The sequence below is a fragment of the Streptococcus sp. CP1998 genome (genome assembly GCF_041026655.1).
Lineage (GTDB): Bacteria > Bacillota > Bacilli > Lactobacillales > Streptococcaceae > Streptococcus > Streptococcus dentalis.
Window position 1 is genome coordinate 912,431 of sequence record NZ_CP163380.1, and the last position, 26,317, is coordinate 938,747.

23 protein-coding genes, 1 pseudogene and 1 riboswitch are annotated in these 26,317 nt (G+C 43.7%); of the genes and pseudogenes, 22 read left to right on the top strand and 2 right to left on the bottom strand.

The window, feature by feature from the left end; translation table 11 throughout:
- Positions 1 to 112: 112 nt before the first annotated feature.
- The 7 genes from AB4X21_RS04740 (at position 113) to AB4X21_RS04770 (ending at position 6,608) form a co-directional block, all read left to right on the top strand.
- Positions 113 to 1,372 (top strand): UDP-N-acetylglucosamine 1-carboxyvinyltransferase, encoded by a 1,260-nt coding sequence (locus tag AB4X21_RS04740; RefSeq protein WP_369088288.1) that lies wholly within the window; start codon positions 113 to 115, stop codon positions 1,370 to 1,372.
- A gap of 56 nt (positions 1,373 to 1,428) precedes the next feature.
- Positions 1,429 to 1,980 (top strand): GNAT family N-acetyltransferase, encoded by a 552-nt coding sequence (locus AB4X21_RS04745; RefSeq protein WP_003012126.1) that lies wholly within the window; start codon positions 1,429 to 1,431, stop codon positions 1,978 to 1,980.
- Positions 1,973 to 3,250, top strand: a complete 1,278-nt coding sequence (spxR, locus tag AB4X21_RS04750) for a CBS-HotDog domain-containing transcription factor SpxR (protein WP_369088289.1) — start codon at positions 1,973 to 1,975, stop codon at positions 3,248 to 3,250. Before AB4X21_RS04745 ends, spxR begins: the two co-directional genes overlap by 8 nt.
- A 21-nt stretch (positions 3,251 to 3,271) precedes the next feature.
- Positions 3,272 to 4,132 (top strand): methionyl aminopeptidase, encoded by an 861-nt coding sequence (locus tag AB4X21_RS04755; RefSeq protein ID WP_369088290.1) that lies wholly within the window; start codon positions 3,272 to 3,274, stop codon positions 4,130 to 4,132.
- Between the two features lie 83 nt (positions 4,133 to 4,215).
- Positions 4,216 to 5,187, top strand: coding sequence for a YihY/virulence factor BrkB family protein (locus tag AB4X21_RS04760; RefSeq protein ID WP_369088291.1), 972 nt, complete (start codon positions 4,216 to 4,218; stop codon positions 5,185 to 5,187).
- A 252-nt stretch (positions 5,188 to 5,439) separates the two neighbouring features.
- Positions 5,440 to 5,904 carry a MarR family winged helix-turn-helix transcriptional regulator gene (locus AB4X21_RS04765; protein ID WP_369088292.1) on the top strand — a complete coding sequence of 155 codons (465 nt, stop codon included), beginning with the start codon at positions 5,440 to 5,442 and terminating at the stop codon, positions 5,902 to 5,904.
- Positions 5,901 to 6,608 carry a B3/4 domain-containing protein gene (locus tag AB4X21_RS04770; protein WP_369088293.1) on the top strand — a complete coding sequence of 236 codons (708 nt, stop codon included), beginning with the start codon at positions 5,901 to 5,903 and terminating at the stop codon, positions 6,606 to 6,608. Before AB4X21_RS04765 ends, AB4X21_RS04770 begins: the two co-directional genes overlap by 4 nt.
- A gap of 24 nt (positions 6,609 to 6,632) precedes the next feature.
- Here AB4X21_RS04770 and AB4X21_RS04775 read toward each other — a convergent pair whose 3' ends face one another.
- A complete protein-coding gene (locus tag AB4X21_RS04775) occupies positions 6,633 to 7,076 on the bottom strand; it encodes a GtrA family protein (RefSeq protein ID WP_021153029.1) in 444 nt (147 codons plus the stop codon).
- A 28-nt stretch (positions 7,077 to 7,104) separates the two neighbouring features.
- Positions 7,105 to 7,211, top strand: a riboswitch (PreQ1 riboswitch).
- Between AB4X21_RS04775 and AB4X21_RS04780 the strand changes: the two genes are divergently transcribed.
- The 4 genes from AB4X21_RS04780 to pulA all read left to right on the top strand — a co-directional run bounded on the left by AB4X21_RS04780 (position 7,209) and on the right by pulA (position 13,110).
- On the top strand, positions 7,209 to 7,718 hold the full coding sequence (locus AB4X21_RS04780) for a QueT transporter family protein (protein ID WP_369088294.1): 510 nt from the start codon (positions 7,209 to 7,211) through the stop codon (positions 7,716 to 7,718). (Overlaps the previous riboswitch by 3 nt.)
- Before the next feature lie 85 nt (positions 7,719 to 7,803).
- Positions 7,804 to 9,762 (top strand): NAD-dependent DNA ligase LigA, encoded by a 1,959-nt coding sequence (gene ligA / locus AB4X21_RS04785; protein ID WP_369088295.1) that lies wholly within the window; start codon positions 7,804 to 7,806, stop codon positions 9,760 to 9,762.
- A 9-nt stretch (positions 9,763 to 9,771) separates the two neighbouring features.
- Positions 9,772 to 10,734 carry a diacylglycerol kinase family lipid kinase gene (locus AB4X21_RS04790; protein ID WP_003006748.1) on the top strand — a complete coding sequence of 321 codons (963 nt, stop codon included), beginning with the start codon at positions 9,772 to 9,774 and terminating at the stop codon, positions 10,732 to 10,734.
- A gap of 78 nt (positions 10,735 to 10,812) precedes the next feature.
- The gene (gene pulA, locus AB4X21_RS04795) at positions 10,813 to 13,110 is read left to right on the top strand and encodes a type I pullulanase (RefSeq protein WP_003011919.1); all 2,298 of its coding nucleotides are present in this window, start codon (positions 10,813 to 10,815) and stop codon (positions 13,108 to 13,110) included.
- 54 nt (positions 13,111 to 13,164) lie between these two features.
- On the opposite strand, the gene AB4X21_RS04800 is transcribed toward pulA, so the two are convergent.
- On the bottom strand, positions 13,165 to 15,324 hold the full coding sequence (locus AB4X21_RS04800; RefSeq protein WP_369088296.1) for an LTA synthase family protein: 2,160 nt from the start codon (positions 15,322 to 15,324) through the stop codon (positions 13,165 to 13,167).
- A 230-nt stretch (positions 15,325 to 15,554) separates the two neighbouring features.
- Here AB4X21_RS04800 and AB4X21_RS04805 point away from each other — a divergent pair, with 230 nt between their 5' ends.
- The 11 genes and pseudogenes from AB4X21_RS04805 (at position 15,555) to AB4X21_RS04855 (ending at position 26,303) form a co-directional block, all read left to right on the top strand.
- Complete coding sequence (locus tag AB4X21_RS04805) at positions 15,555 to 16,718, top strand: class I SAM-dependent rRNA methyltransferase (RefSeq protein ID WP_320910787.1); 1,164 nt, start codon at positions 15,555 to 15,557, stop codon at positions 16,716 to 16,718.
- The gene (gene aroD, locus AB4X21_RS04810) at positions 16,715 to 17,392 is read left to right on the top strand and encodes a type I 3-dehydroquinate dehydratase (RefSeq protein WP_003014374.1); all 678 of its coding nucleotides are present in this window, start codon (positions 16,715 to 16,717) and stop codon (positions 17,390 to 17,392) included. The genes AB4X21_RS04805 and aroD overlap by 4 nt, the downstream gene beginning before the upstream one ends.
- Entirely contained in the window at positions 17,382 to 18,254 is an 873-nt protein-coding gene (gene aroE / locus AB4X21_RS04815) for a shikimate dehydrogenase (protein WP_155125771.1), read from the top strand. Before aroD ends, aroE begins: the two co-directional genes overlap by 11 nt.
- A gap of 161 nt (positions 18,255 to 18,415) precedes the next feature.
- Entirely contained in the window at positions 18,416 to 19,489 is a 1,074-nt protein-coding gene (gene aroB, locus AB4X21_RS04820) for a 3-dehydroquinate synthase (RefSeq protein ID WP_155125773.1), read from the top strand.
- Between the two features lie 6 nt (positions 19,490 to 19,495).
- The gene (aroC, locus tag AB4X21_RS04825; RefSeq protein ID WP_155125775.1) at positions 19,496 to 20,662 is read left to right on the top strand and encodes a chorismate synthase; all 1,167 of its coding nucleotides are present in this window, start codon (positions 19,496 to 19,498) and stop codon (positions 20,660 to 20,662) included.
- A 16-nt stretch (positions 20,663 to 20,678) separates the two neighbouring features.
- A pseudogene (locus tag AB4X21_RS04830) lies at positions 20,679 to 21,778 on the top strand (prephenate dehydrogenase).
- Positions 21,779 to 21,878: 100 nt separating this feature from the next.
- Positions 21,879 to 22,217: a YlbF/YmcA family competence regulator gene (locus tag AB4X21_RS04835; RefSeq protein WP_369088297.1), complete on the top strand. Its 339-nt coding sequence runs from the start codon at positions 21,879 to 21,881 to the stop codon at positions 22,215 to 22,217.
- 172 nt (positions 22,218 to 22,389) lie between these two features.
- Complete coding sequence (gene aroA / locus AB4X21_RS04840) at positions 22,390 to 23,673, top strand: 3-phosphoshikimate 1-carboxyvinyltransferase (protein ID WP_155125778.1); 1,284 nt, start codon at positions 22,390 to 22,392, stop codon at positions 23,671 to 23,673.
- On the top strand, positions 23,666 to 24,151 hold the full coding sequence (locus AB4X21_RS04845) for a shikimate kinase (RefSeq protein ID WP_155125780.1): 486 nt from the start codon (positions 23,666 to 23,668) through the stop codon (positions 24,149 to 24,151). The genes aroA and AB4X21_RS04845 overlap by 8 nt, the downstream gene beginning before the upstream one ends.
- Entirely contained in the window at positions 24,142 to 24,993 is an 852-nt protein-coding gene (gene pheA / locus AB4X21_RS04850; protein ID WP_369088298.1) for a prephenate dehydratase, read from the top strand. Before AB4X21_RS04845 ends, pheA begins: the two co-directional genes overlap by 10 nt.
- Complete coding sequence (locus AB4X21_RS04855; protein ID WP_369088299.1) at positions 24,990 to 26,303, top strand: LCP family protein; 1,314 nt, start codon at positions 24,990 to 24,992, stop codon at positions 26,301 to 26,303. Before pheA ends, AB4X21_RS04855 begins: the two co-directional genes overlap by 4 nt.
- Positions 26,304 to 26,317 lie beyond the last annotated feature (14 nt).

The window sequence follows — 26,317 nt, forward strand, 5'->3', positions numbered from 1 at the left end:
GGCGATCTGTGGTATAATAGGTGCAGTATTTTGAATACGTTGTCCCTTTTATTTCCGTTAAAAAAACGATAGTAAAAGGAAAAAGACTTGAAAGAACTAATAAATTAATAAGATGAAAAAAATTGTAATAAATGGTGGTCGCCCTCTAAAAGGAGAGGTGTCCATTAGTGGTGCAAAAAATAGCGTAGTAGCCCTGATTCCGGCGACCATTCTGGCGGATGATATCGTGACCCTTGACGGGGTACCGGATATCTCCGACGTGGCGAGTCTGATTGAAATCATGACCATCATGGGGGCTAAGATTGAGCGCAATGAAGACAGCTTGATCATTGATCCACGTGGAGTGAAGAATATGCCTATGCCATTTGGAAAGATCAATAGTCTGCGAGCTTCCTATTATTTCTATGGCAGCTTGTTAGGGCGCTATGGTCAAGCAACGGTTGGGCTTCCTGGTGGGTGTGACCTTGGCCCACGTCCGATTGATTTGCATTTGAAGGCCTTTGAAGCGATGGGAGCCACTATGGCTATGGATGGCTCTAGTATGAAGCTTGCAACTGAAGGTCGGCCTCTTCAAGGAGCTAACATCTACATGGATACAGTTAGTGTCGGTGCAACGATCAATACGATTTTGGCGGCGGTCAAAGCTAAGGGACGGACAGTGATTGAAAATGCTGCTCGGGAACCTGAGATTATCGATGTGGTGACCTTGCTCAACAACATGGGAGCCCATATTCGGGGAGCAGGGACGGATATTATTATCATTGATGGTGTTCCCCATTTGCATGGGACGAGACATCAGGTGATTCCAGATCGCATCGAAGCTGGAACCTATATTGCCCTTGCAGCTGCTATTGGGGAAGGTATCCAGATCAATAATGTCCTGTATGAGCATTTGGAGAGCTATATTGCTAAGTTAGAGGAAATGGGTGTGCGCATGACCATTTCTGAAGATAGTATCTTTGTAGAAAAGCAGACGGGCTTGAAGGCCATCCAGATCAAAACGTCTCCTTATCCTGGTTTTGCGACTGATTTGCAACAACCGATCACACCTTTGCTCTTAACTGCTGCAGGACGTGGGCGCATTGTTGATACGATTTATGAAAAACGGGTCAACCATGTGCCAGAATTGGCTAAAATGGGGGCCACTATTTCGACCTTGAACGACCATATTATCTATGAAGGGCCAAATCAATTGACAGGATCCAGTGTGAAAGCGACGGATCTTCGAGCTGGTGCGGCTTTAGTGATCGCAGGTCTGATGGCTTCTGGAACAACAGAAATTACAAATGTGGAATACATCCTTCGCGGGTATTCAGATATTATTCATAAATTGACCCAACTTGGAGCAGATATCCAGTTGGTAGAGGAATAGTGACCGACCTAGGGGCCTGATAGTGGCGGCTGAATACACGAACAATGGAGTTTGACATGAATATTTGGACGCACTTAGCTGCCTATTCACTAATTGAAACACAAAGGTTGTATTTACGACCTTTTCTCTTTGAGGATGCGGAAGATTTTTATAAGATTGCTTCGAATCCTGATAACCTACAATTTATCTTTCCTGCACAAGCCGATCTTGCTGAAACTCAATATGTACTTGCCAACTATTTCATGAAAAATCCTTTGGGGGTTTGGGCCATCTGTGATAAGGAAACCAATCAGATGGTTGGCTCCATCAAGTTTGAAAAGTTGGATGAAATCAAGGGTGAGGCTGAGTTAGGCTACTTTTTACGCAAAGATTTATGGGGAAAGGGTCTGATGACAGAAGCGGTCAAAGAGTTGGCCTACCTATCATTTGAAAAATTTCAACTGAAGGAGCTTAAGATTGTCACCCATGTTGAAAATGCAGGGAGTCAAAAGGTCGCTTTAAAGGCTGGTTTTCGTCTCTTTCGTCAATTCAAAGGGAGTGACCGCTATACGCGTAAAATGCGCGATTATTATGATTTCCGCCTAGGTAGAGGGGACTTTTATGAGTAAACACCAAGAGATTTTAGACTATCTCGAAAAATTACCGATTGGGAAACGGGTCAGTGTCCGCAGTATCTCCAATTTTTTGAATGTCAGTGATGGGACAGCCTATCGTGCCATTAAAGAAGCTGAAAATCAAGGAATTGTCGAAACGCGTCCTAGAAGCGGGACCATCCGTGTCAAATCGCAAAAAGCTGTACTAGAGCACTTGACGTATCGGGAAATTTTAGAAATCACTGGTTCTGAAATATTAGCTGGTGAAGAGGGGCTCGAAAAAGAATTTAATAAATTTTACATCGGTGCCATGACAGAAAAGCACGTTCTTGACTATGTTTCTGAAGGTGGGCTTTTGATCGTGGGAGACCGCACTAACATCCAACGATTGGCACTTAAGCATGACAATGCGGTCTTAGTGACAGGTGGCTTTGAGGTCAGTGAGGATGTGATTGATCTGGCCAATCAGGTACAAATCCCAGTCATACGAACTTCACACGATACCTATACCGTAGCGACCATGATCAATAAGGCTTTGTCCAACATGCAGATCAAGACGGATATCTTGACAGTCGAGCAGGTCTATCGGCCCTTCCATGAGTACGGCTATCTTTCTGAGACGGATACGGTCCGGGATTATTTAGATTTGGTTCGAAAGAATCGCTTTAGCCGCTTTCCAGTTGTCAATCAGCACCAGATGGTGGTGGGCGTCGTGACCATGAGAGATGCTGGAGATAAGGTGCCTCAGACGACCCTTGATAAGGTGATGTCACGGACCATCTTTACTACCAATTTGTCCACCAGCATTGCGACGATTAGCCAACGGATGATCGCTGAAGATTATGAAATGATTCCTGTTGTTCGTAATAACCAGACCTTGCTGGGGGTTATTACGCGGCGGGATGTCATGGATCGGATTAGCAAGGTGCAGTTTTCGAGCTTACCAACCTTTAGTGAGCAGATTGGTCAAAAGATTCAAACAGAGAACGACCATTACCAATTCACAGTGGAGCCAAGTATGCTGGAGAAAAGCGGTGTTTTGGCCAATGGGGTGATGATCGAAGTGCTGATGAAGGTTGTTCGCAAGATGATGCAACACAGTGGGCGTAGCTTGATTGTCGAACAGTTGATCATCAATTTTTTACAGGCTGTGCAGGTGGATGATGTGATCCGCATTGAACCCCAACTTGTTCGAAGAACCAGACGTTCAGCCTTGGTTGATTTTAGCTTGTATTTAGATTTGCAGCTAGTCGCAAAAGCAACCATTACGATTAAGATTAATTAAACAAAAAGAAATGAGGAGACAATGATTACATTAAAATCACAACGTGAAATTGAAGCCATGGATCGTGCAGGAGATTTCCTTGCCAGTATCCATATTGGATTACGTTACTTGATCAAGCCAGGGCTTGATCTTTGGGAAGTTGAAGAATATGTCCGTCGTCGCTGTAAAGAAGCCAATGTCTTGCCACTTCAGATCGGTGTAGAAGGCAGTCTCATGGACTATCCTTATGCGACTTGCTGTGGTTTGAATGACGAAGTAGCCCATGCTTTTCCACGTCACGTCATTCTCAAAGATGGGGATCTCCTCAAGGTAGACATGGTCTTGTCAGAACCACTGGATAAATCTGTTTTGGATGTATCGAAATTAGATTTTGATAATGTAGCCCAAGTGAAGAAATACACGGAGTCTTATAGTGGTGGCTTGGCAGATTCTTGCTGGGCTTATGCGGTTGGAAATGTTTCTCAAGAAGTCAAAGATTTGATGGACGTGACCAAAGAATGTCTCTATAAGGGAATTGAGAAAGCGGTCGTTGGCAATCGCTTGGGAGATATTGGTGCAGCGATTCAAGAGTATGCGGAAAGCAAAGGCTATGGAGTGGTGCGTGATTTGGTCGGACACGGTGTCGGGCCTACCATGCATGAAGAACCAATGGTCCCGCATTATGGTCGTGCTGGACGTGGCCTTCGCTTACGTGAAGGGATGGTCTTGACGATTGAGCCAATGATTAATACCGGTACTTGGGAGATTGATACAGATATGGAAACTGGTTGGGCCCATAAGACCCTCGACGGTGGCCTTTCTTGTCAATACGAGCATCAATTTGTGATTACAAAAGATGGTCCAGTGATCTTGACTAGTCAAGGTGAAGAAGGAACATACTAAAAAATAGAGAGGAAAGAATGGAGCTGAAGGCAAGTGTCTGGTTTCGCTCTTTGCTCTTTTTTAGTAAAATGGGGAGGTGACGAATGAAAAAGATCCTACAAAAAGTACTGGGGCAGCCATTTATAAAGGGCTTCGTGCGGTTTTATCAGAGTGCAGAGTCTGATATCACTAGCATTGCGGTTGCCTATTATCTGTTGATCTCCATTTTCCCTTTGATGCTGATTGCAGCCAATATTCTGCCTTACTTTCATATTCGTCCTACCCAGATTCTTTTGAGCTTACAAAAAGTCTTGCCAGCCTCCTTATATCGAATAGTGGCACAGATGATTTCGAGTGTGTTGACCAAACCGTCAACAGGCTTACTGAGTTTCTCGATTATTTCTGCTTTGTGGATCTTCTCACAGAGCATTGCCTACCTCCAAAAAGCCTATAACAAGAGTTATGGGGTGGAAAAGGAGCGTGGTATTATCTGGGGACGACTCTTTAGCTTTCTGATCAGTTTTGCCTTGCAGGGCTTGTTTGGTCTTTCTTTGATCCTTTCCATGTTTGGAAAAATGATTGTCCGCTATCTCTATCAGACCTTTTCATTTGATCGGACGATTTATGTGCGCTTACTGAATTTGACTGAGCCGACCATCTATCTCTTGCTTTTTGTCAGTCTGGTCTTGCTCTATTACACCCTTCCAAATGTCAAAATTCCAAAATTTAGATATGTTCTTCCAGGAGCGACCTTCGTTGTTGCTGTCCTGTATGCGATCTTGAATATCTTTTGGAAATATGTGGATCGTTATGTGAGTCATTTTTTAGATGCTCGTTTCTTTGGTTCGGTCGTCCTAGCGGTTATCATGTTTTGGTTCATCTTGGTGGCTAAAATCATGATTATTGGTTGTATTTTAAACGCCAGTATTCAATTTGCTAGAGAAGCGAAGTTCCAAACGCGCAATGGAGAAATTGTCTCCAAATTAAAAACGGAAAAAGTAGCTTTTCGGCATAAAGAAGCTTCACAAATATTAAAGCGTCGCTTACGCTTGATAAAAAAAGATAATACGGAATAAGGGAGAGTGGGACAGAAATCAGTAATTCGTTAGAATTCGATTTCGTCGTTCCACCTCCTCACAGTTGAGTAGGACTGTAAAAGCTAATGAAATCAGCGTAGTAGAGCCCACTCAACTACTGCGTCTTGCTCGACAATCCAAAAATAATTGAGAGGCTAGGACTTTTGTCCCAGCCTCTTTTTTTCTTATCTATTTTGTTGCATTTGCAACAAAAATGTGTTATGCTATTGTCAATAGGAAAGGAGGAGTGAGATGAGTATTTTGCGTGAGATTGGCATCATTGCGCGAGCACTGGATTCTATAGCAAATATTGAATTTCGAGATTTGGATCTGGCGCGTGGTCAATACCTTTACTTGGTGCGAATTGCGGAGCAACCTGGAATGATTCAGGAAGAACTCTCTGAGCTCTTAAAAGTAGATCGCTCAACTGTTGCCCGATCCGTAAAAAAACTAGAAGAACGAGGCTTGATTCAACAGCGCCCAAGGGGTGAAAACCTCAAAACCAAGGAATGGGAATTAACTGAAAAAGGCAAGAAGATTTACCTCTTCATTTTAGGGGAGCATCTTTACTCTGAAAAAACTGCCTTAAAAGGATTTTCAAAAGAAGAAGTCTCACAGTTAGAGGAGTATCTCATCCGAATTCGTGAGAATATCACCTTGGATTGGGAGCTAGTCAAAAAAGGTCAAAAAAGAAATTATAGTGAGGTAAAGCAATGAAAGTGACAGTCGATCAAGCATTTTGGGATTTATTCCCAACAGCTAGAATTACAGTGATGTCCTTGTATGGCATTGATAATACAGTAGATGAAGCCAAGGATCCTTATTTCAAAGAATTGTTGGACAAGGGTGCCAAGCGAGCATGGGAATTTATCGATGAGGAAAACTATACCCAGAGTGAGTTCGTTCAAGAGTGGCGCCAAGCTTTTAGCAAGTTTAAAACAAAAAAAGGAGCCCGATCTTCAATCGAGGCACTCTTAAAACGGGTTCATCAGGGACGTGAATTCTATCCGATTAGTCCTTTGGTGGATCTTTACAATAGTGTGTCTATGGCTTATGCCCTTCCTTGTGGGGGAGAAGATATGGATAAATTGGTGGGTGAACTCTCTCTAGGACAAGCGAAAGGAGGCGAACCTTTCTTTCCATTAGGAGCCGATGAAGATGCGCCGGCTTTGGAAGGGGAGATCATCTACTATGACCAAGAAGGCGCCGTTTGCCGTTGTTTGAATTGGCGTGAGGCACAAAGAACCATGCTAACAGAAGATACAAAGGACGCTATCCTGGTTATTGAAGCCATCAATGAGGAGCAGGCCAAACGGGCTCAAACAGCCATGCAGGAATTGAAAGATCTAGCCAAGGATTATTTTGGGGTTGAAGGCACCATCTATCAATTAAGTGCAGAGCATGCAAGTATAGAAGTTTAAAAGAATAAGGCTGAAACAATCGTTTCAAGCCTTGTTCTTATTTTTAAAGACGAAGAGTTTACTAAAGACGTAATTGAGGACCACAATGGCCACTTGTGCAAAGAGGGTTTCGATTAGATTGATCTGGCTTTTGTTATTGTGGACAAATTGCCCGATAATTCCTGGGAATTGCTTGACAAAGATTTCTGTTAAGGCCATGTCCAGTATAAAGGTCCCAGAGCGCGCAATCGCAAATCGGATTAGGCGCTGAAACCAGCCTTTTCTCTCTTGCTTAAAGACGATGGTATCATTGGTCGCAAAGGCAAAAAGGATCCCAGCAATGTTTCCAATCGCTGTCGCTAATCGTTCATCACGAGACACATGATAGATGAAGAGGCGGGTTCCGACGGAAACAATGGTTGTGGCAACTCCAAAAAAGAGATAGGATAAAATCTCGTTATCAAAAAATTTTTTAATTAGTGTTTTCATAAATTTAGTCTACCATAAAACCTTAAAATATGCTATACTTGAAAGGTTGAAAAAATAAATTATTCAACCCTTGGTGCTTAAAATCCTTTCGCCAAGCATATTATACGCGGGAAAACCGCTAAAGGAGAATAAATGAAACAGTTAACTGCTCGTGATATGGCACAAATTGCCATTGTTGCCGCGATTTATATCGTATTAACGATTACCCCTCCTCTCAATGCCATGGCCTATTATGGCTATCAATTCCGTGTTTCGGAGATGATGAATTTCTTAGCCTTTTACAATAAGAAGTACTTGATTGCGGTGACGCTTGGTTGTATGATTGCTAACTTATTTAGTTTTGGATGGATCGATGTCTTTGTTGGTGGAGGTTCAACCTTTGTCTTCTTAGGACTTGGACTCATTCTATTTAGTCGTTTCAAAAACAAGTTCTTGTTTGACGGTCTTATTCGCTTGGACCATTTCTTGTTTGCGATTTTCTTTTCCATCTCCATGTTTACGATTGCCTTGGAACTTTATTACCTTCAAGGCCAACCATTCTTCTATAACTGGTTGACCATGGGATTGGGTGAATTTGCATCCTTGATTTTTGGAGCGATTGTGATCAATCAACTTTCTAAACGGATCGATTTTACAAAATAAGAAAAGGGAGCTCTGGCTCCTTTTTTTAATGCTAAGAAAGCAGTAAATTCAAGGCTAAATTAAGATTTTATGATAAAATAAGAACATGAAAACCAGAATGAAAGAATTAGTGGAATTACTCAATCGTTATGCTTATGAGTATTACACAAAAGACGCTCCATCAGTTTCAGATAGTGAGTATGATCAATTATATCGGGAGTTGGTGGAACTAGAAACTGCTCATCCAGATGAGATCTTACCAGAGAGCCCAACTCACCGTGTAGGTGGGGTGGTTTTAAAAGGCTTTACTAAATACCAGCACCAGTATCCCCTTTATAGTTTGCAGGATGCTTTTTCGCGTGAAGAATTAGAAGCCTTTGATCAGCGTGTCCGTAAGGAATTTTCTTCCATCAGCTATGTATGTGAGCTGAAGATCGATGGCTTGTCCATTTCGCTCACCTATGAAAATGGTGTCCTTGTAACGGGGGCAACACGTGGGGATGGTTCTGTCGGTGAGGATATTACAGAGAACCTCAAGCGGGTCAAGGACATTCCTTTGGTGTTACCAGAGCCAGTGAACATTACAGTTCGAGGCGAGTGCTACATGCCAAGGGCTTCCTTTGATCGGGTCAATCAGATCCGTCAAGAAAACGGCGAGCCGGAGTTTGCTAATCCACGGAATGCTGCTGCAGGAACGCTTCGCCAATTGGATACGAAAATCGTGGCCAAGCGAAATCTAGCGACCTTCTTGTATCAAGAAGTGAGTCCGACCGATCAAAGCAGTCAGGAAGGCGTGCTTGAGAAATTAGCCCGCTTAGGGTTTGTCGTGAACCAAGAGCGAGTGCTGGCTGAAGATATGGAGCATATTTGGGATTTTATCCAAAAAGTAGCTCAGCTTCGAGAGGATCTTCCCTACGATATCGATGGGATTGTCATCAAGGTCAATGATCTAGCTGTTCAAGAAGAACTAGGCTTTACCGTAAAAGCTCCTAAATGGGCTGTAGCCTATAAGTTTCCAGCTGAAGAAAAAGAAGCGAAAATCTTATCAGTTGATTGGACGGTTGGACGGACCGGTGTTGTCACGCCAACTGCCAATCTAACTCCAGTCCAGCTAGCAGGAACCACTGTTAGTCGGGCAACCTTACACAATGTGGACTATATTGCTGAAAAAGATATTCATCAGAATGATACCGTCATTGTCTACAAGGCGGGTGATATCATTCCTGCGGTCTTGCGTGTTGTCAAAGATAAGCGAGTCTCTGATCAAGCAATAGCCATTCCAACACATTGTCCGAGCTGCCAGAGTGAGTTGCTTCATTTCGAGGATGAGGTGGCCCTTCGCTGTATCAATCCGCTCTGTCCAGCACAGATTAAGGAAGGATTGAACCACTTTGCAAGTCGGGATGCTATGAATATCACAGGCTTGGGTCCAGCTGTTGTAGAGAAACTCTTCGCAGCTCAGTTGGTAGAGGATGTAGCTGGGATCTATCGTCTGACAGTCGAGGATCTATTGACTTTGGAAGGCTTTAAAGAAAAATCTGCTGAAAAACTCTATGAAGCCATTCAAGCTTCAAAAGAGAATTCAGCTGAGAAGTTGCTCTTTGGTTTGGGGATCCGCCATGTCGGTAGCAAGGTTAGTCAAATCCTCCTCCAAGAATTTCATGACCTCGACCAATTGGCTACAGCTGATCCAGAACGAATTGCCAGCATTGACAGTCTCGGTATGGTCGTGGCTGAAAGCCTCAAGCGTTATTTCGCGCAAGAAGGATCCAAGCGGCTCCTGCAAGAGCTTAAAGAAGCTGGAGTCAATAGGACCTATCTTGGTGAAAAAGTCGCTACTGATGCAGCATTATCAGGAATGACAGTCGTTTTGACTGGGAAGCTGGAGCGACTCACACGTTCAGAAGCCAAGGCAAAATTAGAAAGTTTAGGCGCTAAGGTAACTGGATCGGTTTCCAAAAAAACAGATTTGGTCGTTGCAGGTAGCGACGCTGGTAGCAAGTTAACCAAAGCACAAGAATTAGGAATCCAGGTAGAAGATGAGGCCTGGCTTGAAAGTTTATAGAGGATCTTTATGGTAGAACGAATCAAAAAAGCCCGTTTAATTTATAATCCGACCTCTGGGCAAGAAATTATCAAGAAAAATATTGCGGAAGTCTTGGATGTACTCGAAGACGTGGGCTATGAAACCAGCGCTTATCAAACGACTCCAGAACCATTTTCTGCTCAAAATGAAGCAGAAAGAGCCGCTAAAGCAGGCTTTGATTTAATCATTGCCGCTGGTGGAGATGGTACGATTAACGAAGTGGTCAATGGGGTCGCAGGTCTGGAAAATCGTCCGCAGATGGCCTTTATCCCGACCGGTACCACCAATGACTATGCGCGTGCCTTGAAGATCCCGATGGGTGATCCTGTGGCGGCTGCTCGCATTATCGAAAAGAATCAAACCATTCAGATGGATATTGGTCGTGCCTATGGCAGTAAGTATTTCATCAACATTGCTGCAGCAGGAACCATGACAGAATTGACCTTCAGTGTTCCAAGTAGTGTTAAATCTCGCTTGGGTTACTTTGCCTATGTGGCTGAAGCAGCTAAAATGTTGCCGCGAAACAAGGCTCGAAAGGTACGGATTGAGCACGACAATGGTGTCTTTGAAGGGCCAGCATCTATGATTTTTGTGGCCTTGACCAACTCAATTGCTGGCTTTGAAAGCGTGGCACCAGACGCTAAGCTCGATGATGGGAACTTTACCTTGATTATCGTAAAAACTGCTAAGCTCTTTAACATGTTGTCCTTGATGATTCAGGCCATCAATGGGGGCAAGCATGTGCACGATGAAAATGTAGAATATCTCAAGACCAAGAAGTTGACGATCGAAATGCTAGGGAAAAATGCTCAACCATTCCGCATCAATCTAGATGGGGAATACGGGGGAGATACGCCGGTTGAATTGGAAGTCTTCCATAATCACTTGGAATTCTTTGCAAATATTGATGAAATCAACAACGATGCTTTGGTTCACCCATCTGAAGAATAAAAACAAATAGTTGGAGTCCATTACGTGTTTTACAAGCGGATGGTTCCTTCGGTATTAAATTGGAAATAGGAAAATGTTATGCGACAATACCATGTAAAGCTTCATTTTCATAAGCAAAAAGGAAATTATTTTGCCTATGATATGTGGCAGTGGCAGGATCAAGTAGAAGGAAAATCGGTCTCTTTCTCCAAGTTGGATTATTTTGGAGTGGAGGGAAACCTGGTATACGAGAGTGAGCATGCCTTGAACCGGGGCCATGTCCTGGTTAAAGAAGGGGATTGGCTCACCAAGACCCGTGATTTTGAAATCGAACTCTTACCAGAAGGGCATGTTCGAGAAGTGTGGATTCTTGATGGAGACGATACAGTCTATTATTCTTTGCAAGCTGCTTTGACGAGTCATGCATACAGCCATCGTCAGCCTCATGCCTACGATATGGCGATGCACCCTAGAGAGTTTGATGCTAAATGGGCGTATCAAGGCTGGCTCGGTCATCGGGAGGAAGAAGGGGAGCATTGCTTTAAACTATGGGCACCAACGGCTAAGAAAGTTGAATTGTTGCTTTATCAATCAACTGAGCTGGATGCACCTGTTTGGAAGAGTATTCCGATGACGCGTGGCAAACAAGAGTCTAGCTACCACCCAGAAAATACCCATGGTGTTTGGATTTTAGATTTTCTAGGAAATTTAAGTGGCATGGCCTATCAATATCGTGTGCATTTTGAACACCATACTCAAGTAACGCGCGATCCTTATAGCATTGCAACGACAGCCGATGGGATGCGCTCAGCCATTCTTTCACGAGCAGATCGTCAGTTTGATTGGGGTCCTAAAAAAGGCGCAGATGCGACTCCTTGGCGCTTGGGCAATCCTTGTCAAGCAGTGATTTATGAGATGCACCTTCGGGATTTGACCAAGTCACCGACATCAGGTGTGGACGAGTCTTTGCGTGGGACCTATCTGGGGGCTTGCCAAGAAGGAACTGTCAATAGCCATGGCGATGCGACTGCCTTTGATTATATCCGTCAGTTAGGGGTCAATGTCGTGCAATTGCAGCCGATATCTGATCGCTATAAACAGTACGATGAAGAAGGTCGTGTGACCTACAATTGGGGTTACGACGTTCAGAATCATTCTGCACCAGAAACCAGTTTTTCAACAGATCCATCCAATCCCAAACGAACCATGAAAGAGCTTAAAACGATGATCCGGGCTTATCATGAAGCAGGGATTTCTGTAGTCATAGATGTGGTCTACAATCATACCTACTCAACTGAGCATGGTCCTTTCCAAAATACAGTTCCGGATTATTATTACCGGATGGAGCCAGATGGGCGCTTCCAAAATGGGACAGGTGTCGGTAATGAGACGGCGAGTGAGCATGAAATGTACCGCAAGTACATGATTGATTCCCTCACGCACTGGGTCAAAGAGTACCAGATCGATGGTTTCCGCTTTGATTTGATGGGCATTCACGATGTGACGACAATGAATGCTATTCGGGAGGCTATGGATGCTCTGGATCCTCGCATTCTTCTTTACGGAGAAGGTTGGGATATGGGAACAGGTCTCGCACCAGAAGACAAGGCTAAGAAAGACAATGCGGCGCAATTGCCACGTATTGGATTCTTTAACGACACGGAGCGCGATGCCATTAAAGGGGCTGAGGTTTATGGTTCCATCAAGCGTGGCTTCGTCAGCCGAAAATCAACAGAGTATATCGTTGCGCGTGCTGTTTTAGGTAGTGCAGAGCTTGGCAATTATTTAAGTCCCAATCAGGTCTTGAATTATGTGGAGGCTCATGACAATTATAATCTCTATGACTTGCTTCAGACTCTTCATCCGAATGAAAAAGTAGCAGGATTGGTCAAGCGCTCAGAGTTGGCTACGGCCATGAATCTGCTCTTTCAGGGCATGACCTTTATGCAATTGGGTCAAGAGTTCATGAGGACCAAATTGGTAGCGACAGGTCCTGATGGAGAAATCACTCCTTTGGATCGTGAACGGGCCATGAATTCCTACAATGCTCCAGATTTTGTGAATCAGGTCAACTGGGATCTGGTCAGTCAAAACAAGGAATCAATTGCCTATATCCGAAGCTTGATCAATTTGAAGACAAGTCTTCCTGTCTTAGCGCTTGAAAGCTATGATAAAATCTACCAACAAGTCTTTATTCAATCTGCAACTGATACCAGTGGCCTTGTCATCTATGAATTAACAGGAGACAAGAAGTACTTGGTCATCTTCAACGCCAGCGGACTTCCATATTACCTCCAAAATTCAGATAAATTGAAATTGATGGTTGGCAATAGTCGCCATAAGCGCCCATTCTATGTGGAGAATTTAACAGCTTCTATTTTTGAAGTCCTAGATTAAGTTCTTTTGAAAGAAATCACAAAATCCCTGAGTTTTTAAACTCAGGGATTCTTTTTATTTAGAAGAACTGCTACTGGTCTCGCTTGAGGAAGAACTATCGTCTTCTGGGTGCAATTCTTTATAAGTTGGTGCCTTGAAGAGATCAACGGTGGACTGGTTGCCACGTTGATGATAAAGGCTGGTTGATTTGTCACCTTTTTCCTTTTCAATCTTCTTCAATGCCTTGAAGGAATTGGTGTAGGAATAATCTTCTGGATTGACTTTTCCAAGATCATTGCCCTTGAAGAAGCGAAGGAGATCACCCGTTTGGATGCTATCGCTAATCCTCAATTGAAGGTTAGCAGCTTCTCGGATTTTATCCAGTTGTTCCTTGGTATTTTCATCTGGGTTGGTGATTTCCTCACCTGTTTTTGTGTAATAGGTCCGACCACTGTAACTCGTATACTCTGGAGTTACAAAGTAGTTAGCGGATCGGAAGGCTACGATTTGATCATGATCTGGTGAGAGCATATCTTGACCAACCTGGAGGAATTTGTTGGACTCAATACCCAGCAAGTGTTCCAAGGTTGGGAGCATATCAATTTCGCCACCAAAGGTATCAATGATTCCTCCTTTATCCATACCTGGAATGACTACCATATATGGCACTCGTTGCAACATGGCATTGTCATAGCTTGACCACGTTTCAGAGTTCTTGCCAAGTAGTGGAGCGAGAGCTGGGTTGCGAGAGTTTGAAATTCCGTAGTGGTCTCCGTAGAGGATGATGATGGAATTTTTGTAAAGACCAGATTCTTTCAGGTAATCAAAGAAGGCCTTGATCGAAGAATCTAGGTAGTTAGCGGTCGCAAAATAGCCATTGATGGTTTCGTCCTGTGTCTTAGCTAAAGGGAAGCCAAGATCATCTCCTGACAAGCTGGTTGTATAAGGATAGTGGTTGGAAACTGTAATGAACTTCGTATAGAAAGGTTGTTGCAATCTTTCAAGGTATTTGATGGAATCTTTGAGCATGTATTTGTCATTGAGACCATATTGGAAAGAATTACTGCTGTTTTGTTTGGTGAAGTAGCTGGCATCAAAGAAATAATTGTAGCCCCATTGTTTATAGGCTGTATTTCGGTTCCAGAAACTTCCAGCATTCCCGTGGAAAACAGCGCTCGAGTTGTAACCATTTTTTGAAAGAATAAATGGTGCAGCCTGTTGGGTATTGGTTCCACCATAGTTCACCATAAAGGAACCTTGGTTGAGTCCGAAGAGGCCTGTTTCAATCATGGTCTCAGCATCGGACGTTTTCCCTGCCTTGACTTGGTTAAAGACATTTGAAAAGGAAAAGGTTTCCTTTGAGTGGTAAAGTGAATTTAAGAAAGGTGTTACTTCATATTCTTTATCATCTACTTTCAACTTGTAATCGATCAAGAATTGTTGGAAACTTTCCAGGTGAATGTAGATGACATTACGGCCTTTAGCCATTCCAAAGTACTCAGGATTAGGCTTGGCATAATGCTGTTGGATATATTCTTCAACCGGTTTTAAATCTTCTTCGGAGGCTTTGGAACGCTCTTTGTTGGCAGCATAGGTCTGATTAGCGCTGTAACCCAGAAAGGCTGGTAAGCCTAAGGCACGGACGACATAGTAGTTTGAGAACCCACGAGTCAAAAGCTCAGGTCGGTCAATTTCTGCAAGGAAAAGGTTGGCCGAAAAGAGCATGGCAGATAAAGAGGTAACCGCAAAACTAGCTCGTTTATTGAAGGGACGATTGTCCATTCGAATCCATTTCTTAAAGAAGAAAAAAGCGAGAATCGGGAAATCTAGAATGTAAATCACATCCCAAGGGCGGAACAATTCTAGAGCCGCGGCTCCTAAACCAGCAGAAACCTTGCTAGAAGCCAACATGGTATTAACCGTTACAAAGTCTGTAAACTCTCGATAATAGATGGAGTTGGAAATCAACCAAATAAATAAGAGAAGATAGATCCCAAAGGCCAAACTATAAAAGAGCTTGGTTCGTTTGATATAGAGTGCTAGACCGATGAAGAGCAGACTGATCGGCAATGGGTTGATCACTGCTAGAAAAATCTGATACGGTCCCTGAATGTCTAAATTAAAATCAACTGAATAGGCCCACATGGTTTTGAACCAGTAGAGCAGCAGAAGGGTCAAGACAAATCCTAGTCTGGTACTCATGAAATTGAGTATCGAATTCGTAATTTTTTTCACAAAATGTTACTTCCTTGTCTTATTTCCTAAAAATTTTCATATACAAGTATACCACAATTTTATGGAGAAAGAAAAAGATGACTGTAAAGAAGAGGAAAGAAATAGGAAAGATCCGGCATTTTATATCATTTGAAGCTAAATGATGAGAGCTAGGATAAAATGGTAAAAAAAGTTCCAGTAAATAAAGCCTCCCTTTGTGAAAACTGCAGACTTTTGCTATAATAGAGGGTATGAAAAAACTCACAGTCAGTCGCCAAGTCGCAACAAAAATCAAACAAGGACAATCTCTTCTTGAAAAGCAAGATTTTGACTCTCTTCCTGCTTTGGATCAAGCGGTTCAATTGCTTTCAGGAGATGGACAATCCCTCGGAGTCGGATACTTATCTGAACAAAATAAAGGGATTGGATGGTTTGTTTCGCAAGAGTTGGTCGCTTTTGATCAAGACTTTTTTAAAAAGCTTTTCATCAAAGCCAAGCAATACCGTCGTTCTTATTATGCGGATGAAACGACGACAGCCTTTCGTCTTTTCAACCAAGAGGGAGATGGTTTTGGTGGTTTCACGGTTGACTTGTATGGTGAGTTTGTTGTCTTTTCTTGGTACAATCCCTTCGTATTTCAGATCAAGGAAACCATTCTAGCGGCCTTTCAAGAGGCTTTTCCAGAAGTCCGAGGCGGCTATGAAAAGATTCGCTTTAAAGGCTTGGACTATGAATCGGCTCATGTCTATGGAGAAGAAGCTCCGCAAGAATTTTTGATTCTTGAAAATGGAGTCTCTTACCAAGTCTTTCTCAATGATGGTTTGATGACGGGAATCTTTTTGGATCAGCATGAAGTTCGAGGTAGCTTGGTAGAGGGATTAGCAGCTGGTAAGTCCTTGCTCAATATGTTCTCCTATACGGCAGCCTTCTCTGTGGCTTCGGCAATGGGTGGAGCAGTTGAGACAACGTCGGTCGATCTTGCTAAGAGAAGTAGAGAACTATCAGAAGCGCATTTTGTGGCAAATGGCTTGACGCTGGATGCTCATCGTTTTGTCGTGATGGATGTCTTTGACTATTACAAATATGCCAAACGCCATGACCTAAGCTATGATGTGATCGTGCTCGATCCGCCTAGCTTTGCGAGAAATAAAAAACGGACCTTTTCAGTCGCTAAAGATTACCATCGGTTGGTCAGCGAGGCCATTGAGATTTTACATCCAGGTGGGACCTTGATTCTCAGTACCAATGCGGCTAATGTGACCAAAGATAAATTTAAAAAACAGATCGAAAAAGGATTTCAAGGCCGTAAGCATCGCTATTTAGCGGAATACGGCCTTCCGGGAGATTTTCGGTGGAACAAGAAAGAAGAAAGTAGTAATTACTTAAAAGTATTTACAATTAGGGTGGATGTATGAAGTTAGTTGTTTCGATTATGCCTCGCTCCTTAGAAGAGGCGCAACAACTAGATAGTTCGCGTTACGAGGATGCGGATGTTATTGAGTGGCGTGCGGACTTTTTAGAAAAAAGCGAGATCTTAACTGTTGCTCCTGCAGTTTTTGAGAAATTTGCTGGACGCGAGATTTTATTCACCTTGCGGACTCGAGCTGAAGGTGGAGAGATGGAGCTGACCAACGAGGAATATGTTGGGATCCTGAAAGATATTCAATCCATCTATCATCCGGATTATATCGATTTCGAGTATTATAGTCACCGTGAAGTCTTTGAAGAGATGTTGGAATTTTCAAATCTTGTTCTCAGCTACCATAACTTCCAAGAAACTCCGGAAAATATGATGGAGATCTTATCGGAATTGACCAGCTTTTCTCCAAAATTAGTCAAGGTATCCGTTATGGCCCACAATGAACAAGATGTTCTTGACTTGATGAATTATACGCGTGGTTTCAAGACACTGAACCCTGAGCAAGAATATGTAACGATTTCCATGGGCAAGGTCGGGAAGATTTCGCGCTTGACAGCTGATTTGACAGGTTCTTCCTGGTCTTATGCTAGAGTCGGAGATGAAAGTGCCCCAGGTCAAATTCCTCTTGAAAATATGAGAAGAATTCGGGAGTTATTAAATGAAGATTGACGGATATACTCGGATGGCAGCGGTCATTGCCCATCCCATTCGTCATAGTATCTCTCCTTTCATTCATAATCTAGCCTATGAATTAACAGCGACCAATGCTGCTTATCTAGCTTGGGATATTGCTGAAGAAGACTTAGAAAGCACCATCAGCCAAATTCGTAAGTTGGATATGATTGGGGCCAATATCTCCATGCCATACAAGCAGAAGGTCTTTCCTTACTTAGATGAAGTGGATGAGATGGCCCGAAAGATCGGTTCTGTCAATACTATCGTTCACCGCGATGGTAAGCTGAAAGGCTATAATACGGATGGAATTGGTTTCTTTCGTAGTTTACCTCCTGCTTTCTCTATTAAGGGAAAAACAATGGTTCTCTTAGGTGCAGGTGGTGCAGCTTTAGCGATTATTGCACAGGCCATTCATCTAGGTGTAAAACGTATCCTTGTCTTTGTGAGAGAGGAGAGATTGCTTCATTATCGTTCCAAGGTTCAGTTGCTAGAAGATGCCTTTGATTTCTTGATAGAATTGTATGCGATTGAGAAAAATGAAGACGTTCAAAGCTCCTTTAATCAAGCCGATCTCATCTTAAATGCGACTGGTGTAGGCATGGATGGTCATTCTCTTCCGATAGCGAGTCACTTGACCTTTCCCCCACAGGCCTTAATCGTAGAGATGGCCTACTATCCGGCAGTGACCCCCTTTCTGCAATTAGCAGTGAATCAAGGAAACCAGAGGGTAAATGGGCTGGGAATGCTCTTTTATCAAGCTGAAGCAGCCTTTGAATTAATGACTGGGAAAGTATTTCCTACAGAGTCTGTATGGAAAGCATTGATAACAGAATATCGCCAATTTGTATGTGACTAAGAGAGAGGTTTACCTTTTCCTATTGAAAAAGCTTTATGAGATTAGAACAAGACCTGATTTTTAAAAAAACAGTCTTGCTCTAGTCTCTTTTTCATTTTTTTGAGACATGTACCCTATTTCATGATAAGATAGAATCAAAGAAAAACGTGAAGGAGATTCCTATGAACGTATCGGTACCTATTCCAGGACATTCCTATGATATTGTGATTGAAAGAGGTGGTCTCAACCAAGTTGGAGACTGGTTGCGCACTCTTTGGGGCGATAAAAAAGTCGCTATTATTTCCGATAACCGGGTGGCTAAGCTATATGCCTCTATCGTAGAGAAGAGCCTGGAGAAAGCTGGTTTTCAAGTGGTGCGCTTTGAGTTTCTTCAAGGGGAAGCCAGTAAGAATCTAACCACTGTTTCAAAAGTCTATGACTTTCTAGCTACCCAGGGCATGACGCGCAGTGATGGAATCGTTGCTCTTGGGGGTGGCGTAGTTGGTGATTTGGCTGGTTTTGCTGCCTCGACCTATATGCGGGGAATTTCCTTTGTTCAGATCCCGACTAGCTTGACCGCACAGGTAGATTCTTCTATCGGGGGAAAGACTGGAGTCAACACCGCACTTGCCAAAAACATGGTAGGAACTTTTGCCCAACCAGATGGTGTGTTTATTGATCCTGAAGTGTTAAGCACATTGGGGCAACGTGAATTGATCGAGGGGATGGGCGAAGTCATCAAGTACGGTCTCATCCAAGATACGGAACTTTGGGAAGAATTGGAAGCCATGAATGGTTCTGTTGAGAGTATTTTAGAGCATGCAGAGAGCATCATTTCTCATTCTTGCCTGGTGAAGCGAGACCATGTGGTGGCAGACGAGCTGGACAATGGCATTCGACTGTATCTCAATTTTGGTCATACCATCGGGCATGCCATTGAAGCGACAGCTGGTTATGGACAGGTTATGCATGGGGAAGCCGTTAGTATGGGCATGGTACAGTTGTCACGAGTTGCAGAAGAAAAGGGCTTGATGCCAAAAGGAATCACTCAAAAAATTGAAGAAATGTGCCGGAAATTTGGCCTTCCGGTGACCTGTGAGAACTGGAATAAAGACGCCCTTTATCAAGCCTTGACTCATGACAAAAAAGCGCGTGGGACGAACTTGAAATTAGTAATTGTTCCAGAGTTGGGGCAAGCAGCGATTCATCAAATCCCTCTTCAAGAAATGAAGGACTTTTTAGAAAGAAAGGAATAAGGTCGTATGAGATATTTAACAGCAGGAGAGTCCCATGGTCCTCGACTTACAGCTATTATCGAGGGGGTTCCAGCAGGCCTTCCTTTATCTGAAGAGGATATTAATAAAGAGCTCAAACGTCGACAAGGTGGCTATGGTCGTGGTGCTCGGATGAAAATCGAAAGTGACCGGGTCGAGATCACTTCAGGGGTCCGTCATGGCTTGACCATGGGAGGTCCGATTACGCTGAATGTGACCAATCTGGATCATCAAAAATGGCTGGAGATCATGAATGTAGCACCGGTCGAAGAGAAAAAGAAAAATCTGCGTAAGATTACCAAGCCACGTCCTGGTCATGCCGATCTAGTCGGAGGGATGAAATACCGTTTTGACGATCTTCGTAATTCGCTCGAACGTTCTTCAGCCCGTGAGACGACCATGCGTGTAGCCGTTGGTGCAGTTGCTAAACGGATTTTAGAAGAAATCGGCCTTGAAGTGGCCAGCCACATTGTTAATTTTGGGGGAATTGAGATTGCAATTCCCGAGAATCTAACCGTTTCAGAAATCAAGGAAAAAGCAGCGAAGTCGGAAGTTTCGATCGTTGTGCCAGAACAAGAAGAAGCCGTTAAGGCCTACATTGACCAAGTGAAAAAAGATGGTGATACCATCGGGGGAATTGTGGAAACCTTGGTTGGCGGTGTGCCTGTTGGACTAGGATCCTATGTGCAATGGGACAAGAAATTGGATGCCAAAATCGCTCAAGGAGTGGTCTCTATCAATGCCTTTAAGGGAGTGGAGTTTGGTCTTGGGTTTGACGCAGGTCGTCTAAAAGGTAGTCAAGTCATGGATGAAATCATCTGGTCTCAGGACACTGGCTATACCCGTCGCACCAATAATCTTGGTGGTTTTGAGGGGGGGATGACCAACGGTGAGCCCATTCTGGTTCGTGGTGTCATGAAGCCTATTCCGACCCTCTACAAACCCTTGATGAGTGTGGATATTGAGACCCATGAGCCCTATAAGGCAACGGTTGAGCGCAGCGACCCAACGGCTCTACCAGCTGCAGGAGTGGTAATGGAAGCAGTGGTCGCAACGGTCCTTGCTACAGAAGTGCTTGAAAAATTTTCATCCGATAACTTGGAAGAATTGAAAGAAGCTGTTGCTAAGCACCGGGAATTTACGAAGAATTTTTAAGAGAAAGAGTTTTCCTTTGGAGAAGAAAGTTGTTTATATTGCAGGGTTGGGTTTGATTGGTGCTTCATTAGCGCTAGGCATTAAGAGAGCCCACCCACATGTGACTATTCTTGGGTACAATCGTAGTGAAGCCTCTCGAACCATCGCCCTTGAAAGAGGAATGGTGGATCAGGTGACGGATGATTTCGCAGCCTTTGCCCCTTTCGCGGATATTATTATTTTGGCGCTTCCGATTAAGCAATCCAAATCTTACTTAGAAACCTTAGCTGGCCTGAATTTGAAAGACCAGGTACTGGTGACAGATGCAGGCTCTACCAAGGCAGAAATTGTCGCACAAGCTGAAAAGGTATTTACAGACAAGGCTGTTCGCTTTGTGGGAGGACACCCCATGGCTGGTAGTCATAAGACAGGTGCACAGATGCCACCTTATTTGAGAACGCTTATTATATTTTTACTCCTTCAGGCTTGACCACAGAAGGTGCCATGGAAGAGTTGAAAGAGCTTCTGAGTGGATTGGGATCTCGATTTATTGAAATCGATGCTGAGGAACACGATCGGGTGACTTCCCAGATCAGCCATTTTCCTCATATTTTAGCTTCGACTCTGGTCGAGCAGGCCGTAGCTTATGGGGAAGAGCATGAAATGACCCGCCGTTTTGCGGCTGGTGGCTTTCGGGATATGACACGGATTGCGGAAAGTGAGCCAAGTATGTGGACTTCTATTCTCTTGTCCAACCCTCAAGCGATATTAGAGCGGATTGCAGATTTCAAAGACCGTTTGGATCAGGTGGCTGAGACCATTCAAGCAGATAACGAAGAGGCTATTTGGTCCTTTTTCCATGAGGGGCGCAAGCACCGAAAAGAAATGCAGATCCATCAGCGTGCTGGACGCGATAGTGCCTATGATCTCTTTATCGATGTCCCCGATAAGGAAGGTGTGATCCTCGAAATATTACAACTCCTACAAGGGATTTCCTTGGTCAATATTCACATCAATGAAGAGAATCGGGAGGACATCCATGGGATTTTACAGTTGACCTTTAAAAATGCAGAAGATCAGGAGCGGGCCCAAGCATTGATCAGCCAGGCGACGTCTTATACCGTCCTTGCTCGCTAGGTCTAAAGTAGGATTTGCGTCAAAAGGCCTGCTTCATTTTAGGAATATTGAAGGAAAAGCAGTATAATAGAAGTATCTTATCAGTAAAGGAGCCCATAAAATGGCAAATATTTATGATGTAGCAAACGAACTCTCTCGGACTCTGCGAGACCTTCCTGAATACAAGGCTGTCGTAGAAAGCAAGCAAGAGATCGAAGCAAATCCAGAAGCGAAAACGCTGTTTGACGAATACGTCGCTTTCCAAAATCAACTACAAGGCTTGATGCAATCCGGTCAACTTCCAACAGAAGCTGTGCAACAAGAAATGAAGGACTATATGGAAAAAATCCAAGCAAGTCCGATTGTGAATGAATTTTTCACCAAACAACAGCAATTGTCTATTTATCTTGCAGATCTTGAAAAGATCATCTTTGAGCCGATTCAAGATTTATACAAATAGAAATTTCTACCAGAGTTGTAATTTCGACTCTGGTATTTTCGTTCGCCACTAGAGAAAAATAAGCTCAAAAAATGCTTGGAAACATTCGATTTTTGTCCCAAATTTTTGATCAAAAATTGAATTCATGTCCTATTTATGATAGAATATGTGGAAAAGCACTCTGGGGATGGCAATGAAATTAAGAACCAATAGCAAGGGTCTAAAGGGAACCATTCGTGTCCCTGGTGACAAATCCATCAGTCACCGATCCATTATTTTTGGAAGTCTTGCAAAGGGCGAAACCAAGGTCTATGATATCTTGCGAGGCGAAGATGTGCTTTCTACCATCCAGGTGTTTCGAGATTTAGGAGTCTCCATCCAAGATGACGGGGATGTGATTCGGATTCAAGGAGTAGGCTTTCAAGGTCTTCAAGCTCCGACCGCTCCCCTTGATATGGGCAATTCAGGAACGTCTATTCGTTTGATATCAGGTGTCCTAGCAGGTCAGGATTATGCAGTGACCATGGTCGGAGACGATAGTCTTTCCAAACGGCCCATGGATCGTGTCGCGATCCCACTGCGTCAGATGGGGGTAGAGATTGCTGGTCAGGGAGATCGCGATTGCCCACCTTTACATGAAAAAGGGACCCATCAGCTCAAACCGATTCATTACCGTTTGCCAGTGGCATCGGCTCAAGTCAAGTCTGCTCTCATTTTTGCGGCTTTACAGGCTGAGGGTGAATCAACGATTATCGAGAAGGAAAAGACGCGTGACCATACGGAGGATATGATTCGCCAATTTGGCGGAGAGATCCAGGTGGATGGAAAAACCATCCGCATCCAGAGTAGACAAGAGTTCCAAGGTCAAGAAGTCATCGTTCCTGGAGATATTTCCAGTGCAGCCTTTTGGTTAGTGGCAGGCCTCATTCTGCCAGATAGTGTGATCAAGATTGAAAATGTTGGCATCAACCAAACGCGGACAGGGATTCTCGATGTGATTCAAGAAATGGGGGGAGATCTCACCATTGAGGATCGCGATGAAAAAGCGGTCTCTGCAAGTCTCACGGTTAAGACTTCGTCCTTAAAAGGGATTCGGATTGATGGGGAGTTGATTCCACGCTTGATTGATGAATTGCCGATTATTGCTTTACTAGCGACACAGGCAAATGGTCAGACCGTGATTGCAGATGCTGAGGAGCTTCGTGTGAAAGAAACGGACCGCATCCAGGTCGTAGCAGATAGCCTCAATGCTATGGGAGCCAATGTCGTGCCAACGGAAGACGGCATGATTATCACTGGACCGACTCTCCTACATGGAGCAGAATTAGAGACCTTTGGAGATCATAGGATTGGGATGATGGTTGCCGTTGCGGCCTTATTGGTGAGAGATGGAAATGTGGTATTGGATCGAGCAGAGGCCATCAACACCAGTTACCCTAGTTTTTTCGAAGATTTGGAGACATTACTGCATGGCTAAAATTTTACTTGGTTTTATGGGAGCTGGGAAAACGACCGTTGGTCGCATTCTTGATCCAAAGTTCTATGATATGGATGAATTAATTGTTGAAGAGATCGGTATGTCGATCAATGACTATTTTGAAGCGGAAGGAGAAGCTGCCTTTCGTCATCGTGAGACTAAGATGTTAGAGCGTTTATTGGAAAATGAAGCGGCCATCATTTCTCCTGGAGGCGGGATTGTGGTCAATCCTCATAACCGTGCACTTTTAGAAAATAATCCGCACAACATTTATCTGCGAGTAGATTTTGAAACCTTGTACAGACGGATTCAAAATGACAAAGCCATCCAACGTCCCCTCTTTTTAAACAACACCAAAGAAGAATTCAAGAAGATTTTTGATGGACGTTTACCTTTGTATGAGGATATTGCAACTCATATTGTGGATGTCGAGGACAAAACACCTGAAGAAATTGCGGAGATTATTCGATGCTTGTAGGCTATCTTGGTCCCAAAGGGTCTTTTACCCATGATGTAGCCACTCATAGCTTTCCAACTTCTGAACGCATTGCCTATCGGACGATTACAGATGTCATCAAGGCTTATGAGAATCAAGAGATCGATTTTGCAGTCGTCCCAGTTGAAAACTCGATTGAAGGCAGTGTCCATGAAACACTTGATTACCTCTTTCACCAGGGAACGATTCAGGCTGTTGCAGAAGTGGTCTATCCCATTAAGCAACAGCTTTTGGTGGCTAAAAAAGATCGGCCCATTCGAACGGTTTATTCGCATCCACAGGCCTTAGCCCAAGGGAAGGCTTTTTTAAGAGCTCATTATCCGGATGTGGCTATGGAAATGACGGCTTCGACAGCCTATGCAGCTCGCTATGTAGCTGAGCATCCGGACTTGGAAATTGCGCGATTGCCCCTCTGGCGGACTAGTGAGTATAGCTTGGAAGTCCAGGCCAGAGACATCCAAGAAATTGAGGACAATTATACACGTTTTTGGATTTTAGGGGCTAAAGAGCCAGCGATGTCGGAAACTTTAAGTCCGGCTCTTCAAAAAATAAGCTTAGCCTTAACCTTACCAAATAACTTGTCAGGAGCCCTCTATAAGGGCTTATCTACCTTTGCTTGGCGGGGGATTAATTTAACCAAGATTGAAAGTCGCCCCCTAAAAACGGCTTTAGGAGAATACTTTTTCATTATTGACCTCCTAAACGAAGCGCCTGATCTCATACAGTTTGCCTATCAGGAATTAGACAGTTTGGGCATACAGACAAAAGTCTTGGGTCGGTATCAGGTCTATACCTTAAAAGATAACGGAATGGAGAAAAGATGAGTAACGAATCCAACTTTCTATCTCACCACGAGCGAAAGCGATTAGAGTACTTAAACTCAAATTTTCATTATTTGAATGAACGAGAACAACTAGAATACAATTACCTGCTCAAGAAGAGCCAAGGAGCTTTTGAGGATACAGAAGCCCTTCAACCTGAGGTAGATGCCACAGAAGAAGTGCAAGGTGAGATTGCTGAACCAATTGGTGATCTCCCTGTTTACCAATCACGTAGCAAAAAGTCTAAGAAGAAAGCAGTTGCTGCGACGAGCGATATACCTAAGAAACCACTGAAAAAGATTAGTGTTAAACGGATCTTCAAATGGCTTGCACTCTTTTTCTTGCTCATTATTGGTGGCATGCTCTTCATGTTTGTAAAAGGCCTGAACAGTAAGCCGACAGGTCCAGATGCCAAACCGGCTGTCGTTGAGAAATTTAACGGCAAGAAGTCGCGAGATGGGATCAATATCCTGATTTTGGGGACAGATGGTCGGATCGGTGAAAAATCGGATGAGACACGGACAGACTCCATCATGGTGGTCAATGTCAATAACAAAGAAGGTAAGATCAAGATGGTCAGCTTCATGCGGGATACACTGGTCCATATTGATGGAGTGAGCCAGCAAAATATTCCTGAATATGATGGCTACTACGACCAGAAGCTCAATACTGCTTTCACCATCGGGGAGCAAAATAACAACCAAGGGGCTGAATTGGTGCGCCAGATGCTTAAAGACAACTTTGACATTGATATCCAATATTACGCCATGGTCGATTTCAAGACCTTTGCGACAGCGATCGATACCCTCTTCCCAAATGGGGTCGAGATGAATGCGAAGTTTTCAACGGTTGATGGCGAAAAGGTCAGTGAAGTAGAAGTTCCAGATGATTTGAACATGAAAGACGGTGTCGTTCCGCAGCAAACCATCAAGGTTGGAAAACAACGGATGGATGGCCGGACCCTTCTCAATTATTCGCGTTTCCGTAAGGACGATGAAGGGGACTTTGGTCGGACCCGTCGCCAGCAAGAGGTCATGTCTGCCATTATGCACCAGATCAAGGATCCAACCAAACTCTTTACGGGATCAGAAGCCCTCGGGAAAGTCTTTGCTATGACGTCCACCAATGTTCCTTTCTCCTTCCTATTGACCAATGGACTTGGCCTAGTCGGTAGTGCTGGAAAAGGAATTGAACGAGTGACCGTCCCAGAAAATGGGGATTGGGTCGATGCCTACGATATGTACGGTGGCCAAGGCCTGCTGGTCGATTTTGATGCTTATAAAAAGAAATTGTACCAAATGGGACTGAGATGATATAATAAGGGGAT